This window comes from Fictibacillus sp. 26RED30 (assembly GCF_015903845.1).
GTDB classification, from domain to species: domain Bacteria; phylum Bacillota; class Bacilli; order Bacillales; family Fictibacillaceae; genus Fictibacillus; species Fictibacillus phosphorivorans.
The window spans coordinates 678,835-696,440 of sequence record NZ_JACZDV010000001.1; the positions used below are offsets into that span (position 1 = coordinate 678,835).

The 17,606-nt window shown below is 40.0% G+C and carries 15 protein-coding genes and 1 other annotated feature (1 of these 16 running past the window's edge); of the genes, 14 read left to right on the forward strand and 1 reads right to left on the reverse strand.

Features of this window, described 5'->3' with window-relative positions; translation table 11 throughout:
- Positions 1–204, forward strand: a binding site (T-box leader); it begins 18 nt to the left of the window's first position.
- 42 nt (positions 205–246) lie between these two features.
- Together pheS and pheT are read left to right on the forward strand one after the other, a co-directional pair.
- Positions 247–1,281, forward strand: a complete 1,035-nt coding sequence (gene pheS, locus IHV11_RS03350; protein ID WP_197131483.1) for a phenylalanine--tRNA ligase subunit alpha — start codon at positions 247–249, stop codon at positions 1,279–1,281.
- An 18-nt stretch (positions 1,282–1,299) separates the two neighbouring features.
- Positions 1,300–3,723, forward strand: a complete 2,424-nt coding sequence (gene pheT, locus IHV11_RS03355) for a phenylalanine--tRNA ligase subunit beta (RefSeq protein WP_197193687.1) — start codon at positions 1,300–1,302, stop codon at positions 3,721–3,723.
- 287 nt (positions 3,724–4,010) lie between these two features.
- Here pheT and rnhC read toward each other — a convergent pair whose 3' ends face one another.
- Positions 4,011–4,955 carry a ribonuclease HIII gene (gene rnhC, locus IHV11_RS03360; protein WP_197189552.1) on the reverse strand — a complete coding sequence of 315 codons (945 nt, stop codon included), beginning with the start codon at positions 4,953–4,955 and terminating at the stop codon, positions 4,011–4,013.
- A gap of 156 nt (positions 4,956–5,111) precedes the next feature.
- On the opposite strand from rnhC, the gene zapA reads away from it, so the two are divergent.
- From zapA to trxA, 12 genes are all read left to right on the forward strand, one after another.
- Positions 5,112–5,375, forward strand: a complete 264-nt coding sequence (gene zapA / locus IHV11_RS03365) for a cell division protein ZapA (protein ID WP_144698705.1) — start codon at positions 5,112–5,114, stop codon at positions 5,373–5,375.
- 1 nt (position 5,376) lies between these two features.
- Positions 5,377–5,913, forward strand: coding sequence for a CvpA family protein (locus IHV11_RS03370; RefSeq protein ID WP_197189551.1), 537 nt, complete (start codon positions 5,377–5,379; stop codon positions 5,911–5,913).
- A gap of 411 nt (positions 5,914–6,324) precedes the next feature.
- The gene (gene polX, locus IHV11_RS03375; RefSeq protein WP_197194907.1) at positions 6,325–8,040 is read left to right on the forward strand and encodes a DNA polymerase/3'-5' exonuclease PolX; all 1,716 of its coding nucleotides are present in this window, start codon (positions 6,325–6,327) and stop codon (positions 8,038–8,040) included.
- Between the two features lie 31 nt (positions 8,041–8,071).
- Positions 8,072–10,429: an endonuclease MutS2 gene (locus IHV11_RS03380; protein WP_197193688.1), complete on the forward strand. Its 2,358-nt coding sequence runs from the start codon at positions 8,072–8,074 to the stop codon at positions 10,427–10,429.
- 43 nt (positions 10,430–10,472) lie between these two features.
- Complete coding sequence (locus IHV11_RS03385) at positions 10,473–10,877, forward strand: DUF350 domain-containing protein (RefSeq protein ID WP_197189549.1); 405 nt, start codon at positions 10,473–10,475, stop codon at positions 10,875–10,877.
- A gap of 565 nt (positions 10,878–11,442) precedes the next feature.
- Entirely contained in the window at positions 11,443–13,134 is a 1,692-nt protein-coding gene (locus IHV11_RS03390) for a long-chain-fatty-acid--CoA ligase (protein WP_197193689.1), read from the forward strand.
- 204 nt (positions 13,135–13,338) lie between these two features.
- Positions 13,339–13,941, forward strand: a complete 603-nt coding sequence (locus IHV11_RS03395) for a TetR/AcrR family transcriptional regulator (RefSeq protein ID WP_197131467.1) — start codon at positions 13,339–13,341, stop codon at positions 13,939–13,941.
- A 26-nt stretch (positions 13,942–13,967) separates the two neighbouring features.
- The gene (locus tag IHV11_RS03400; protein ID WP_197193690.1) at positions 13,968–14,741 is read left to right on the forward strand and encodes an enoyl-CoA hydratase; all 774 of its coding nucleotides are present in this window, start codon (positions 13,968–13,970) and stop codon (positions 14,739–14,741) included.
- A gap of 14 nt (positions 14,742–14,755) precedes the next feature.
- Positions 14,756–15,526: an electron transfer flavoprotein subunit beta/FixA family protein gene (locus tag IHV11_RS03405; protein WP_197193691.1), complete on the forward strand. Its 771-nt coding sequence runs from the start codon at positions 14,756–14,758 to the stop codon at positions 15,524–15,526.
- Positions 15,527–15,538: 12 nt separating this feature from the next.
- A complete protein-coding gene (locus tag IHV11_RS03410) occupies positions 15,539–16,510 on the forward strand; it encodes an electron transfer flavoprotein subunit alpha/FixB family protein (protein ID WP_197189547.1) in 972 nt (323 codons plus the stop codon).
- A gap of 68 nt (positions 16,511–16,578) precedes the next feature.
- Positions 16,579–17,175 (forward strand): histidine phosphatase family protein, encoded by a 597-nt coding sequence (locus IHV11_RS03415; RefSeq protein ID WP_231620181.1) that lies wholly within the window; start codon positions 16,579–16,581, stop codon positions 17,173–17,175.
- Between the two features lie 114 nt (positions 17,176–17,289).
- On the forward strand, positions 17,290–17,601 hold the full coding sequence (trxA, locus tag IHV11_RS03420) for a thioredoxin (protein ID WP_137788705.1): 312 nt from the start codon (positions 17,290–17,292) through the stop codon (positions 17,599–17,601).
- Positions 17,602–17,606 lie beyond the last annotated feature (5 nt).

Sequence of the window (17,606 nt, forward strand, 5' to 3'; positions counted from 1 at the left end):
AAAAGTAGGTAATGATTCCGCCAAAAAGGGAGGAAATGTCTTAGACTGTGAGCATTTCTTTGGTAGGTATTATTGAATTCACTCCTGAGTTGTCACCTGAACTGTTAAGTAGGGCTGACCGGTGAAGAGCCGTTATTAAAATGAAGTGAACAGTGTATTTTTCATTGTTAAATTGGGTGGTACCGCGAACTCCTCGTCCCTTATTGGATGAGGAGTTTTTTATATTTTTTTAGGAGGGGTTGCACGGTGAAAGACCGTTTAGAAGCTCTAAAAGTTGAAGCGATCGGCCAGATCAAAGAAGCCCAGGATCTAAAAGATCTGCAAGCTGTTAAGGTAGCTTATTTAGGAAAGAAAGGACCCATTACTGAAGTATTAAAAGGGATGGGGAAATTGTCTGCTGAAGAAAGACCTGTTGTTGGTGCTTATGCTAACGAAGTTCGTGACAGCATCCAGCAGGAATTAGATAAAAAACAGGCAGAGCTTGAAAATGCAGCAATTGCTGAAAAGCTTTCAAAAGAAACGATTGATGTTTCATTACCAGGTAGACCTGTAAAGAAAGGAAATCCACATCCTTTAACAGCTGTTGTTACGGAGATTGAAGATCTTTTCTTAAGCATGGGCTTTACAATCGCTGAAGGTCCTGAAGTAGAAACCGATTATTACAATTTTGAAGCGTTAAACTTGCCAAAAGGACACCCTGCGCGTGATATGCAGGACTCTTTCTTTATTACAGAAGATATCCTTCTTCGTACACAAACTTCACCTGTTCAAGCACGTACGATGGAAAAACATGAAGGAGAAGGCCCTGTGAAAATCATTTCTCCTGGTAAGGTTTACAGAAGAGATAATGATGATGCTACACACTCTCATCAGTTCATGCAGATCGAAGGGCTAGTTGTTGACCAAAATGTTCGTTTAAGTGACTTAAAAGGTGTGCTTGAAACGTTCGCTAAAAAAATGTTTGGTGAAGATCGTAAAATTCGTCTTCGTCCAAGTTTCTTCCCTTTTACAGAACCATCTGTCGAAATGGATATCTCTTGCTTTAAGTGCAGCGGAAAAGGCTGTTCGATCTGTAAACAAACAGGTTGGATTGAGATATTAGGAGCAGGAATGGTTCATCCGAACGTGCTTGAGATGGCAGGGTTCGATTCAAAGAAATACACAGGTTTTGCATTTGGTATGGGACCTGAGCGTATCGCGATGCTCAAATATGGAATTGATGATATTCGTCATTTCTATGCGAACGATATCCGGTTTTTAAAACAATTCAAAAATGCATAACTTGAGGAGGGGAATTACATGCTAATCTCTTATAACTGGCTAAAAGAATATGTAAACGTAGAAATCTCACCGTCTGAACTCGCAGATAAGATAACAAAAAGCGGTATTGAAGTAGAGATGGTCGAGTCACTAAATAAAGGAATCAGTGGAGTAGTTGTTGGATATGTTGAAGAATGCATCCAGCACCCTAACGCTGACAAGCTTAGAGTTTGTAAAGTAGATGTAGGTCAAGGTGAAGTCTCACAGATCGTGTGCGGTGCACCAAACGTAGCTCAAGGCCAAAAAGTAGCTGTTGCTGTACCTGGAGCGGTTCTTCCAGGTAACTTTAAAATAAAAAAAGCAAAACTTCGCGGTGAAGAATCTCACGGAATGATTTGTTCACTTACAGAGTTAGGTGTAGATACTAAATTAGTACCAAAAGAATATGCAACAGGAATCTTTGTGATGCCAAGTGACGCAGAGCCTGGAAGTGATGCTTTAGAATACTTAAATTTGAATGACCATGTATTAGAACTTGGACTTACACCAAACCGTGCTGACTGTCTGAACGTGATCGGTGTAGCGAATGAAGTAGCTGCGATTTTAGAACAAGAAGTGAAACTTCCAAACACTTCGATCACTACGACAGAAGAAAAAGCAGAGGATTTTATTTCTGTTCATATCGAGTCGCTTGAAGACAATCCATATTACGGAGCGATGATCATCCGTGATGTTAAAATTGGTCCTTCTCCGCTTTGGATGCAGAATCGACTGATGGCATCTGGCATTCGTCCGATCAATAACATTGTTGATATCACAAACTACGTACTTCTTGAGTATGGTCAGCCACTACACGCATTTGACTATAACCGATTAGGTTCAAAAGAGATTGTGATCCGTCGTGCAGCAGAAGGTGAACACATTCAAACGCTTGACGATCAAGATCGTAAGCTTAAAGAATCTCATCTAGTAATCACAAATGGTAAAGATCCAATTGCAGTAGCAGGTGTTATGGGCGGAGCTACGAGTGAAGTTCAATCTGACACAACAAACGTACTTTTAGAAGCAGCTTATTTCACTTCAGGTCGTGTAAGAGCAGCTTCTAAAGACCTTGGTTTACGCAGTGAAGCAAGTTCGAGATATGAAAAAGGCATCGATCGTAACCGAGTATACGCTGCAGCAATGAGAGCGGCTAGCCTTATGGCAGATCTTGCTGGTGGTCAAGTTGCTGAAGGAATCGTTGAAGCAGGTAAGCGCGAAGTCAACTCTTACAGCGTGAAGATGGATGTTTCTAGAATGAATAATCTTTTAGGAACAGAGATCACATCAGAACAGACAGCATCGATCTTTAATCGTTTAGGTTTTGCATATAAAGAGTCGGACGGACGGTTCGAAGTAAACGTTCCTTCGCGAAGACCAGACATAACGATCGAAGCGGATTTGATTGAAGAAGTAGGACGTATCTATGGATATGATCGCATCCCAACTACGTACCTTTTATCTGAAGCGCGTCCTGGTGGCCTAACGAAGAATCAGGCACAACGCCGTAATATTAGAACGTATCTAGAAGGAGCTGGACTATATCAAGCTGTAACTTACGCATTGACTACTCCGGCAAAGTCTACTCATTTTTCGTTTAGTGATGAGAAGGTATATCCGATCTCTGTTGCACATCCGATGAGTGAAGAACGCAGTACGTTAAGAATGAGCTTATTGCCGCAGCTTCTTGAAGTGCTTCAATACAACAGAAATCGCTCGATGGAAGATCTCGCTATTTATGAGATGGGATCTGTCTTCATCAATCGCCAAGAGGTATTAACGGATCTTCCAGAAGAGTATGTATTCGTTTCAGGCGCTGTTACAGGTGTATTTAACGAGCATCTATGGCAAGGAGAGAGAAAGACTGTTGATTTTTATGTGTTAAAAGGAATTCTAGAAGGTCTCATGGGTGAATTGAACCTATCTGAACGAATCACGTATGAAGCTGGAGAAATAGAAAACATGCATCCAGGAAGAACGGCGATCGTGAAACTCGATGGTATTTCTGTAGGGTTTGTAGGTCAACTTCACCCAGCTCTTCAAAAAGAGTTGGATGTAAAAGATACGTACGTGTTCGAGTTGAACGCAACAAGTCTTTTAGACAAAGAAACAGATCAGATGGTTTATCAAACATTGCCGCGTTATCCATCTATTACACGAGATATCGCTCTTGTTGTAGATCAACAACTTCCAGCAGGAGACTTGACAACTGTGATTCAAGCTGCAGGTGGAGAGCTGTTAAAAGAAGTGAATCTTTTTGATCTATATGAAGGAGAAAAGATGGAAGAAGGCAAGAAATCACTTGCATTCTCACTGAAATATTTTGATCCAGAACGAACGTTAACAGATGAAGAAGTAGTAACGGCGCATAACCGCGTATTAAAGAGCTTAGAAGAACGCTTCGGCGCTCAACTAAGAAAATAATTGTTGAAGAAGCTGGTTCATCGAGAGATGGCCAGTTTTTTTGTTTTTATTATTAGGCTGTTTTTGCATATTTTGCTGTTCTTGAAAATGGTGTCAATGCGAACTGGACACTTTTATGTGAAAAGGGATCATTTTTATGTGATGGACTTCATTTTTTATGTGATGAACCGCATTTTTTATGTGATGAACCGCATTTTTTATGTGATTATAACTTTTTAGTAACCAATAGCGGATGCTCGTTCTGCGAAAAAGAGGATGATTCCTTATGAATTCATCCTCTCCGCTCCTTAAATCTTCTTTTTGCGTAATAAATTTAGCGCTTTTTGAGTATTTGCAAAATGCTTCTTTGTTGCCGTATCAAAAACAGTCTCTCCATATTTTTCTACCAGCTCAGCCGCTTTCACATCCACGTGAGGACCTGCCCCTTTTGGAATAACGGTATTAAATCGGTGCCCTAACTTATCCATTTCCTTTAAAAAGCTATATCTGGCCAAGATTGAAGCAGCAGCAACAGAAAGATGAATCGATTCGCCTTTTGTGGCAAAATAAAGACCTTCTTTTAAGAGATTCTTCTCTCTTGTTAAGTAGTTAAAGTAAACACCAGGTTCACAAAACTGATCGACTAATATACCTTCGATCTCTTCACCTTCTATTTTTGCTTTTACATTTTGCAGAGCTCGGTTATGAAGGATAGCCTTAATCTTACCTTGGGTCATACCTTTTTGCTGAAGTTCGTTATACTTTTCATTATTCAGTACGAGAAGTGAGTATGGAACGGTATGAATAAGTTCCTTTGCAATCTGAATGATCTGTTTGTCATTTAAGTGCTTAGAATCTTTCACCCCGAGTTCTTTTACAAGTTCTAGATTTTCCCGAGAAACATAAGCCGCAGCAACAGTCATCGGACCAAAATAATCTCCTGTTCCAACTTCGTCACTTCCGATCATCGACAATTCTGCAGCGTTCTGTGGTGGGGCATACTGATGAGGCGGTTTAACTGTTTTGGTTTTCTCTTTTGGAATAGCAACTTCACCGGAATATTTTTGAGAAGCAGCTTCTGCTCCCTTTCCTTGGAACAGGACTTTGCCTGATTGGTAAGCTGTAACGGTGCAATCTGAGAGTTTTGCAGAAAAAACAGCTCCAGGTGGCGTTTTAGCTGATAGAACGGAAGTGAGTTCTTTTTTCATCTTAAGTATTTCTGCATTTGTCATTTTTTTAACAACGTGAGACATAATAGTGATCCTCCTAAAAATGAAGAGATTTCCAAATATATCAAAAAAACGCTACAATAGAACAGAAATATTTTCAACTATGAACGATATTTGATAAGATAAAGATTAGAGTATTCATTAAATGAATGATCCTTTGTATGTTAAGGAGGTTATTTTGTGGCGGAAGAGAAAAAGAAAAACCGTACGACGGTCGAAATCTATGGACAACGATATGTAATTGCAGGGACCGAATCCTCCAGCCACATTCATTTAGTAGCTGATAAAGTAGACTTGAAAATGAGAGAGATTCAATCTCATAACCGGTTTCTCGACACGAAACAACTAGCTGTACTTACAGCAGTAAATACAATGAACGAATATTTAAAGATTAAAGAAGAGCTGAAAAAATTGCAACAGCGAATTGGAAAAGAGGAAAGTTAGTATGTTGGATTTAATTTTAATTATCGTATTAGCAGGTGGATTTTTAATCGGTTTAAAAAGAGGCTTCATCATGCAGCTTGTTCATTTGATCGGATTCATAGCAGCGTATATCGTTGCTTATCTGTATTATGATGAACTTGCGCCAAAGCTAGAGTTGTGGATTCCATACCCTTCTTCAAATGATAGTTCTGTTTCCTTTTTAATGAACAGCATATCACTTGAACAAGCTTATTATAATGCAATAGCCTTTGCGATTCTGTTCTTCGCAACCAAGATTATCCTACAGATCTTAGGGTCTATGCTCGATTTTCTTGCAAACTTACCGATTCTTCACACGTTCAACAGATGGCTCGGTGGTTTATTAGGTTTTGTAGAAGTCTATTTGATCGTGTTTATTTTATTGTATATCGCAACATTAGTTCCAATTGAGGCATTTCAAGCTCATTATGAAAATTCATGGATCGCACAGGGAATGGTCAAAAACACCCCCGTATTTTCTGAGTCCGTAAAGGAAATGTGGATGAAACATATGGCATAACTTCTCCCAAAGCGGAGAAGTTTTTTTCTTTGTTGTTTATACTCAGTTGTTCTTGAAAGTGGTTGTTTTCCGCTTCAGGTTGCATGCTTTCCGCGGGGCAGGCGGTGAGCCACATTCGTACGCTTCCCGTATAAGTGTCTCACCTGTCTAGTTGCAATGGCTAGCCCCTCGAGGTCAAAAGTTAAATGGCTCAGAAGGCAGAGTACGCCTTCAAATCCATCCATTCACCTTTTGCTTGTCGGGGCTGAACAAGCCATTTACACTTTTCAGACTGCCCGCCTGTCCCGCAGGAGTCAGCAACCTTACGCTACAATCAACTTTGGTCGATGAAGCAAGAGTGCTATAGGGATAATAACACAAATTATTAAAGCCATTATCATACTAGCATGACAATGAAATAGAGGTGAGCTCATTATGGTAAATAAAAAAGAGGTAGTACGTGCACTTGAACAGATTGCTTTGTACCTTGAGATCTTAGGAGAGAACTCGTTTAAAGTTTCCGCATATCGTAAAGCAGCGAACGCTCTTGAGAGTGATGAGCGAACGATGGAAGAGATCGGGGATGTCTCAAAACTAAAAGGAATCGGCAAAGGTACAGCTGCTGTAATTATTGAAATGATTGATAAGGGTGAGTCGGATCTTTTAAGTGAACTACAGGAAAAAGTTCCGTCTGAATTGATTACACTGCTGCAAGTTCCAAATCTCGGAGGTAAGAAAATCGCTAAACTTTATTCCGAGTTAGGTGTAACGAATATTGAATCTCTAAAAGAAGCATGTGAAAATGGTAAAGTAAGAGAATTGGCAGGGTTCGGGGCTAAAACGGAAGAGAAAATCTTAGCATCCTTAAAAGATCTTGGGAAAAGACCAGAGAGGCTTCCTATTGCCTATATGCTGCCAATCGCAGAGAAAATAGAATCTCAGTTAAAAAGAATGAAAAGTATTGAGAAATACTCTAGAGCAGGAAGTCTAAGACGATACCGTGAAACGATTAAAGACTTGGATTTTATTATTTCAAGTGAACATCCGAATGAAGTAAAAGAGCAATTATTGAAACTTGATGGAGTCATTGATGTGATTGCGAGCGGGGATACGAAGGTCTCTCTCGTACTAGATGAGAAGCTTTCTGTATCCGTAGACTTTCGTATTGTCCAACCCTCTCAGTTTGCTACTACACTGCATCATTTTACAGGCTCGATGGAGCATAACGTTAAAATGCGTCAGCTCGCAAAAGCAAGAGGCGAAAAGATCAGTGAATATGGTGTAGAAAATGTAGAGACAGGTGAAATTCTTACGTTTGAAACGGAACAGGATTTCTATGCTCATTTCTCGTTAAGTTGGATTCCGCCTGAAGCGAGAGAGACTGGTGAAGAAATAGAGCTATTTAAGGATGGTCATGACCTTATTCAGTTATCTGATATAAAAGGCGATCTTCATCTGCATTCTACTTGGAGCGATGGGGCGTTCTCGATCGAAGAAATGGCTGAAGAAGCACGAAGTAAAGGCTATGAATATATGGCGATTACGGATCATTCTCAATATTTAAGAGTAGCGAACGGTCTAACTCCAGAGAGAGTACGTATGCAACGGCAAGAGATTAATAAGTTAAATAAAAAGTATACAGATTTTAAGATACTCGCTGGAATCGAGATGGATATTCTCCCAGATGGTACACTTGATTATGATGATGAATTGTTAGAAGAAATGGATTTTGTCATTGCAAGCATCCATTCTGCGTTCTCTCAAGATCAAAGCAAAATCATGGATCGTTTAAAGACGGCGTTAACACATAAGAAAGTTGATTTGATCGCCCACCCAACAGGACGTCTGATCGGACGCAGAGAAGGTTATGACGTGGATGTTGAAACACTGCTGCAGCTTGCTTATGAAACAGGTACCGCTGTTGAGTTGAATGCGAATCCGAATCGTCTTGATCTTGCTCCACACTGGTTAAGGAAAGCTCAGGATCTTGGGGTTAAGATAGCGATTAATACAGATGCACATTATAAAGACACGATGAAACATATGGAGATTGGAGCAGCGGTTGCCCGAAATGGTTACATTCAAAAAAGCAATGTGTTAAACACAATGACTTTAAAAGAACTCGAAACCTATTTAAACCGTAGATAGCTCTAGATCCTATGATCAGGGGGAAGAGTATATGCAAGAAAAAATGCTACGTGTTTTAGAATTAAGAAAAGTGATAGACCGTCTAAAAAAGCATGCAAGCTGCTCACTTGGACTAAATAAAATAGATTCTCTAATGCCGTTTACAGCTCTTGAAGAAGTAAACGAAGCTCAAGATGCTACAGATGAAGGGGTAAAAGTTCTTCGATTAAAAGGACAAGTTCCATTCGGCGGGATCTTTGATGTTTCATCAAATGTTAAGCGATCAAAGATTGGCAGTCTCCTAAACGAAGAAGATTTGATGGACATCGCTTCAACTCTTTATGGTGGTAGACGCTTTAAGCGGTTTATCGAGGGCTTGGTTGAGGATGGAATTGAACTGCGTATTCTTAAGAATGCAGCGGAAAACATCATTCCTCTTCATGAGCTAGAACAAGAAATTAAAAGCTGTATCGATGACAACGGACATATGATGGATAGCGCTAGCCCTGAACTTCGTGCAATTCGTCAGCAGTTGCGTACGTATGAAACACGCGTAAGAGAAAAACTGGAATCAATCGTTAGATCATCCAGTTATCAAAAAATGTTGTCTGACTCCATCATCACGATTCGTAACGACCGATTCGTTATTCCTGTTAAACAAGAGTACAGAGGTAATTTTGGCGGAATGGTCCATGATCAATCAGCGAGTGGAGCAACTTTGTTCATTGAACCTCAATCTGTTATGACAGTTAACAATCAAGTGAAAGAAGCAAAAGCGAAAGAGGCTCGTGAAATCGAGAAGATTTTAAGAGAACTAACTGCTGGAGTAGCAGAACATGCTGATGATATTCTGTTGAACGTAGATATTTTAGCAGAGATGGATTTTATTCTAGCAAAAGCTAGGTTTGCCAATGAGCTAAAATGTACGCGTCCGATTATGAATGACAATGGATTTATATCACTGAATAGCGGCAGGCATCCTCTGCTCGATCAAGAAACGGTTGTTCCAACAAGTGTGATGTTAGGTGGTGAGTATCAATCACTCGTTATAACAGGTCCGAATACAGGTGGTAAAACAGTTACCCTAAAAACGATCGGACTGCTTACTCTTATGGCGCAATGTGGCCTGCAGATACCTGCTGGAGAAGAATCAGAAATGGCTGTCTTTAAGAATATCTATGCTGACATTGGTGATGAACAGTCTATTGAACAATCATTGAGTACATTCTCTTCACATATGGTTAACATCGTAGACATCTTAAACAAGATCGATTTCGAATCACTCGTTCTCTTTGATGAACTAGGAGCAGGAACTGATCCTCAAGAAGGGGCTGCCCTTGCTATTTCGATTCTAGACTTCGTTTTTGCGCGGGGAGCACGTGTCGTAGCTACAACCCATTATAGTGAGTTAAAAGCATATGCATACAACCGACCTGGTGTTATGAACGCATCTGTAGAATTTGATGTGCAGACGTTAAGACCTACATATCGATTATTAGTAGGAGTGCCAGGCCGAAGCAACGCGTTTGAGATCTCTAAAAGACTTGGGCTTCGTCAAGATATCATTGATTCAGCTCGTTCTCAGATCAGTGAAGATGAGAACAAGATTGATAATATGATAAAGTCTCTAGAAGATAATCGTAAAAACGCAGAAAAAGAGATGGAAGAAGCAGAGAACAAAAGAAAAGAAGCAGAGTCTATTAAGGGTGATCTAGAAAGAGAACTCGAACTGTTTCAGAATGAAAAAGATCGATTGTATGAAAAAGCGAAGCAGGAAGCGGAACAAGCAATTGAAAAAGCACGTGAAACGGCAGAAGAGATCATCCATGAGATTCGTGAACTTCAAAAATCTGGAGGACAGATTAAAGAACATAAACTGATCGAAGCAAAAAAGAGATTAGAAGAAGCTGTCCCGAAATCAAAAGCAAAAAACAAGAAGCAAAAAGCAGTATCTACAAAGGAAGAGTATGTTCCAGGTGACGAGGTAAGAGTACTTACAGTAGGTCAAAAAGGACATATTGTTGAAAAAGTAAGCAACAACGAATACCAAGTTCAGATTGGAATTCTAAAGATGAATGTATCTGAAAAAGATTTAGAGTGGGTAAAACAAAGTAAACCGAAACCTGAACCGCGTTCATTCGTAAAAGTATCAGGAAACTCTGATTCTTCTCGTCCTGAACTTGACCTAAGAGGAAAAAGGTATGAAGATGCGATGCTAGAGGTGGATCGATATCTGGATGAAGCACTTCTAGCTGGTTTTAACCAAGTATATATCATACATGGTAAAGGGACAGGTGCACTTAGAAAAGGTGTTCAAGAGCTGTTGAAAACGCATCGAAATGTTAAATCCACTCGTATGGGTGCAGCTGGTGAAGGTGGAGGCGGAGTAACAGTCGCTGTATTGAAATAGTATAGTGAATCAAACCAAGCCGTTTACAAAGGGGTATTGTTGAATGGATTTTATGAGTAACGCTTTTATTAGAACAGCAGCAAACTATAGCGTTGTCGTGCTATGTTTAGTCGTTTTTTTGGCTGTGTTTGAACTGGTTACGCGTTATAAAAACTGGGTCGAGATCAAGAAAGGAAACTTTTCCGTTGCTATGGCAACAGGGGGCAAGATTTTCGGTATCGCGAACATCTTTCGTTACTCGATCGCTCAAAATGATTCCATACTTATGATGATAACGTGGAGTGCCTATGGGTTCATTCTGCTCTTGATCGGTTATTTTATTTTTGAATTCTTAACCCCAAAGTTTCAGATCGATAAAGAGATTGAGAACGATAACCGAGCAGTTGGTTTCATATCAATGATCATCTCAATTGGTTTATCATTTGTAATCGGTGAAGGAATCGAATAGCTGAAGGGAAAAGATATGGAAACGTTATTTAAAGTGTTGTTTGTGTTAAGCGGAGTATTCATTGCGGCAGGACTTATCTACTTATTCTTCTTTGCGTAAGTCTCAAAACCAGTTCTCGATTCGGAGAGCTGGTTTTTTGTTTTCCTTAAGACTGTTCTGTAATTGTTAGTAATCTTTAATGATTGTTTTACTTAGTATTACTTAAAAATGAATGTTGTTTTTGTTATTTCTATTTTTCTTCTATGCTAGTTGATTGCAGCGCAAGGTTGCCGACTCCTGCGGGACGAGCGGGCAGGTGAGACCCTTAAAGGCGCAAAGCGGCAAGGGGCTCACCGATTGCCCCGCGGAAAGCGTGCAACCTGGAGCGGAAATCAACTACTACCAAGAACATCATTGAATCTGAATAAACAGCTTTTAAGTTTCCTTATGCTCAAAAACTATTTTTAGAACCGTATTATTGAATTATTTATAATTTTTAAAAAAGTATATAAAATTGTATACGTTTTCAATATAATAGGAATAAAGATATAGAAATTTTGAAGGAAGGCGTGAATTAAAGGAGGAGATGCAAGTGGAAAGACGGTGGCTCAACAGTTACCCTAGTGAGATTCCGGGACATCTTGATTACGACAGCAAACCTTTATTCGCGTATTTAGAATCAGCAGCAGAAGAAAAAACAGATAAAACTGCTGTACACTTTTTAGGAAAGACATTAACATTCGGCGAGCTTCATGAATGCAGTTTACGCTTTGCGCATGCTCTAACAACGCTTGGTGTAAAAAAAGGTGATCGTGTTGCCATCATGCTGCCTAACTGCCCGCAGGCAGTCATCGCCTATTATGGCACCCTTTTTATAGGGGGAATTGTTGTGCAGACGAATCCTCTTTACACAGAGAGGGAGTTGCGCCATCAATTATCGGACAGCGGGGCAAAAGTCATTGTAGGATTAGATCTTTTGTTTGGAAGGATTTCAGCCGTTCGTGGGGATACGAACATTGAACACATTATCATGACATCTGTGAAGGATTATCTGCCTTTCCCTAAAAATTTGATCTATCCATTTATTCAAAAGAGGCAGAATCCAACAGTAGTCGTTGATATTACTTACAATCATGAAGTTCATTCGTTTCGAGATCTCCAGAAACGCTCTCAACCAGTAAAGCCACAAGTAGAGGTTGATCCTGATGAGGATCTTGCACTGCTGCAATATACTGGAGGTACTACAGGGCCAGCAAAAGGTGTGATGCTGACTCACAAAAATTTAGTCACGAATGCGTTGCAGTGCAATACATGGATGTATAAAAATAGGGAAGGTAAAGAAAAGATACTCGGCGCTCTGCCTTTCTTCCATGTTTACGGGATGACCTGTGTTATGAATCTTGGCATCATAACGAGAGCAGAGATGATCATTCTGCCGAGGTTTGATCCAGTGCAAGTTTTGAAGACGATTCATAAGGAACGACCAACACTCTTTCCTGGCGCTCCGACTATGTACATCGCACTTCTGAACCATCCAGATCTGAAAAAATACGATCTTTCCTCCATACAAGCATGTATAAGCGGATCGGCTGCTCTTCCGCTTGAAGTGCAACAAAAATTCCAGGCAGTCATCTCAGGTTCATTAGTTGAAGGGTATGGACTTACGGAGGCTTCACCCGTTACACATGCGAACCTCATTTATGGCGATCAGGTAAGAGGGAGTATAGGATTGCCTTGGCCGAACACAGAAGCAGCAATCATCTCAGCTGAAACAGGCGAATGGGCGGAGCCGGGTGAGATCGGAGAGTTAGCTGTAAGAGGACCTCAAGTAATGAAAGGGTATTGGAACCAACCTGAAGAAACCGCATCTGTATTCAGAGAAGATTGGTTGATTACTGGAGATATGGGTTATATGGATGAAAAAGGTTACTTTTATATCGTGGATCGGAAAAAAGACTTGATCATCGCAGGAGGATTTAATATTTATCCTCGTGAAGTAGAAGAAGTTTTATATGAACACGAAAAAGTAAAAGAAGCTGTAGTAGTCGGTGTGCCTGATGCATACAGAGGAGAAACAGTTAAAGCTTTTGTTGTGTTAAAGGAAGGAGCAGAATGTACGGAAGAAGAGTTAAATAAATTCTGCCGAGAACATCTTGCATCCTTTAAAGTGCCTAGGCTCTATGAGTTTAGACAAGAGCTGCCAAAGACGATGGTTGGTAAGATCTTAAGAAGAGTTCTTTTGGAAGAAGAACGTGAAAAAGCAAAGCAAAGTTCGTGAAAGCTGCCATCTGGCGGCTTTTTCTATGCAAAAGTGTCACCAAACAAGGAATGAAATACGTAAGATTTAAGTTAGACTTGTAAAATGTATATAAAAAATGACATAATGAAATTGACAGAAAAGAAAGATTTGTTTTACAATTATGAATGAACAATCATTCATTTTTGAAAAGATGATTGTGTTATACAAAAAGAGGCGATAGAAATGAAGCGTAAAGGTCCAAAATACGAAAAAATCATTGATGCAGCTGTAAATGTGATCGCAGAACACGGCTATCATCAATCCCAAGTTTCAAAGATAGCGAAAGAAGCAGGTGTCGCTGACGGCACCATCTATCTATATTTTAAAAATAAAGAAGATCTGCTTGTTTCTGTTTTTAATGAGAAGATGGGGACCTTTATCGAAAAAACAGAAAACGAGCTGAAAAGTAATGATTCAGCGATTGAGAAGCTTAGAATTCTTGTTGAGATGCATTTTAAGCAATTGACTGCTGACTTTGAACTATCAATCGTAACACAGCTAGAACTAAGGCAGACAAACAGGCAACTTCGTGCGAAGATCGGAGAAGTATTAAAGAGGTACTTAGATTTAATCGACTCGATCTTGAAGGATGGTATGCAGGAAGGCGTTTTTGTAAAAAACATGGATTACAGATTGGCTCGTCAGATGATCTTTGGAACAATTGACGAAACAGCAACAAACTGGGTAATGAACGATCATCGATATGATCTTCCTGCTCTTGCTGGCCCGGTTCATCAGATGCTTGTAAACGGTCTTTCCGTTCGCTCTGTACATCCAGATGATTGATATTCAAAAAAGGAGGGAATGCAAAGTTGGAATTCTTACAAATTGAAAAACAAAATAAAGTGGCAACGATCAAACTTAATCGTGCGCCAGCTAATGCATTATCAACAGGAGTTATTGAAGAAATCGATAAAGCTTTAGATCAGATCGAAAATGATGACTCTGTTAAAGCAGTTGTTATTTTAGGAGAAGGACGCTTCTTTTCCGCTGGAGCAGATATCAAAGAGTTTACAGAAGTTCCTGATGAAAAAGGTTTTGCAGAGCTTGGGAAAAAAGGGCAGGATGTTTTTAGCCGGATCGAACAATTTTCAAAACCAGTAATCGCAGCGATTCATGGAGCTGCGCTTGGTGGTGGGCTAGAACTTGCGATGAGCTGCCACGTAAGGCTTGTGGCTGAAGATGCGAAACTTGGTCTTCCTGAGCTCACACTAGGACTAGTTCCGGGATTTGCTGGAACTCAAAGACTGCCACAGCTTGTAGGTGTACCTAAAGCTTGCGAGATGCTTCTTTCAAGTAAGCCGATCTCTGGAAAAGATGCTGTCACATTTGGTTTAGCAAACAGTTCTTATCCAACAGAAGAGCTTTTTGAAAAGGCTTACAAAATGGCTGAAGAATTTTCTATGAAGAGTGCTGTTTCCATTAAGTACACTTTAGAGTTGTTGCATTATGCGAGACATGGACTCTATGAAAAAGGTGCAGAGAAAGAAAGAGAACTGTTTGGGAAAGCTTTTAAAAGTTTTGACGGACAAGAAGGAATCTCGGCATTTATTGAAAAAAGAAAGCCTGAATTTCAGGACCGATAACTAGGAGGGTAACCATGAACATTTATGTAATTTTAAAACGTACTTTTGATACAGAGGAAAAAATTTCTGTTTCAAACAACAAGATTTCTGAAGATAGTGCAGAGTTCATTATTAATCCATATGACGAATATGCGATTGAAGAAGCGATTACATTAAAAGATGCCCACGGTGGTACGGTTACGGTTGTAACGGTTGGAGACGAAGATTCTGAAAAAGAGCTTCGTACTGCACTAGCTATGGGAGCAGATCAAGCGGTTCTTATTTCGAACGAAGACTTGGACAGCCAAGATCAATTCACGACTTCGTCGGTTTTGGCAGCTTACTTTAAAGATAAAGAATACGACATTATTCTAGGCGGAAACGTTGCGATTGATAACGGGACTGGTCAAGTTGGACCGCGTCTTGCAGAATTATTAGATATTCCACACGTAACAACCATCACAAAGATTGAAGTGAACGGTACTACTGTAAACATCGAACGCGATGTTGAAGGAGATCTTGAGAAGATTGAGACATCTCTTCCATTATTAGTGACTGCACAACAAGGATTGAATGAGCCACGATATCCTTCGTTACCAGGGATCATGAAAGCAAAGAAGAAGCCTCTTGAAACATTGGAGTTAGATGATCTTGATATTGATGAAGATGACGTAGAAGCGAAAACAAAAACGGTAGAAGTATATCTTCCACCAAAAAAGGAAGCTGGAAAAATCCTATCAGGTGAAACTCCAGACCAAGTAAAAGAACTTGTATCTCTGTTAAGAAATGAAGCGAAGGTAATATAAGGAGGAGTCATCATGGCAAAAAAAGTTTTAGTACTTGCAGAATCCCGTGACGGTGCGTTACGTAATGTTTCATTTGAAGCAATTGCAGCAGCAAAAGAAATTTCTGGCGGCGGAGAAGTGTTCGCAGTATTATGTGGTGACTCTGTTCAGTCGTTAGCAGCAGAATTAATTCACTATGGAGCTGATCGTGTACTCACAGCGGAACATGAGAAGCTAGCGAACTATACTCCAGATGGTTATTTCCAAACGTTAAAGCAGATCATCGATGATGAAAGCCCTGAAGCTATCGTGTTCGGACACACATCTTTAGGAAAAGATCTTTCGCCACGACTAGCAGCTCGTCTCGAATCTGGTCTGATCTCAGATGTTACAGGACTTGAACAAGCTGGTGAGAACACTGTGTTTACTCGTCCAGTTTATTCAGGAAAAGCCTTTGAAAAGAAATTAATCTCAGATGGTCTAGTATTCGTTACGATTCGTCCGAATAACATCGCACCATTAGAGAAAGATGAATCTCGCTCCGGTGATGTAACATCTGTATCTGTTGACATCAAAGACTTAAGAACGATTGTTAAAGAAGTAGTTCGTAAAGCGTCTACAGGCGTAGATCTAGCAGAAGCAAAGATCATCGTTGCTGGTGGTCGCGGTGTGAAATCTGAAGATGGCTTCAAACCTCTTCAAGAACTTGCAGATGTACTTGGAGCAGCAGTTGGGGCATCTCGTGGTGCGTGTGATGCTGATTATTGTGATTATTCATTGCAGATCGGTCAAACCGGTAAAGTTGTAACACCTGATCTGTATATCGCTTGTGGAATCTCGGGAGCCATTCAGCATCTAGCTGGGATGTCCAACTCTAAAGTAATCGTTGCGATCAACAAAGATCCCGAAGCTAGCATCTTCTCGGTAGCAGACTATGGAATCGTTGGTGACCTGTTTGAAGTCGTTCCTTTATTAACGGAAGAGTTTAAAAAAGTGTTAGTATAATAGAATGTAAATGAATGAAAACGTCCGTTTTTCTGGACGTTTTTTCAATTTGAGAACGGGGAAGGTGTATGATGACTACGATTGCATTCATTCGTCACGGTGAAACGGATTGGAACATTGAAAGAAGAGCTCAAGGCTGTAAGGATATCCCGCTTAATGACAACGGGAAGTATCAAGCTGAACGTTTAGCGGAACGGTTTGTGAATGAAAAATGGGATGCTATATATGCCAGTCCATTACTCAGAGCATATAAAACTGCTGAGGCTATCAGCGGAATAACGGGCCTAAACGTGTTGGCTGATGATAGACTTCGCGAGATTTCATTCGGTGAGACAGAAGGAACCACTGAGAGCGAACGAGTCGAACGTTGGGGAGAAAATTGGATGGAACTTAATCTAGGGAGAGAATCAAATGAAGATGCCGATTCTAGATGGAAAGCAGCCCTAAACGATATTGTTCAAAAGCATAAGGGTGAGAAAGTTCTGGTCATCACTCACGGAGCATTGCTTGTAAGGATCTTCAAAGAGCTTCTACAAGACGATACTGATCGCTGGTACGGACTTAACAATACGTCTTTTTCTATTTTTAACCTAAAAGCAGAAAACGCTTGGACTTGTGAATTATTCAACTGTCAGAGACATCTAGAAAAGAGTGCTACAATCTAACGTTTGTCGAATAAAAAACTTGGGTACCATAAAGTTGAGCAAACTATTAGCAACTGTTACATTTGTGGGATATACTTTGTTTACACTTTGTTATTTAAAAGGAGGGCCAAATAAATGGCTATTGTTAATGCATCAGATCAAACATTTAATACAGAAACGAACGAAGGTTTAGTCCTTGCTGACTTTTGGGCACCTTGGTGCGGACCTTGTAAAATGATCGCTCCTGTTCTTGAAGAAGTAGATCAAGAAATGGAAGAAGTAAAAGTAGTTAAGCTTGATGTTGATGAAAACCAAGAAACAGCTGGAAAATTCGGCGTTATGAGTATTCCAACCCTACTTGTATTCAAAGACGGTCAAGTGGTAGATCAAGTTGTCGGTTTCCAACCGAAAGAAGCATTAGTTGAACTATTGAACAAACATAAATAAGGTTT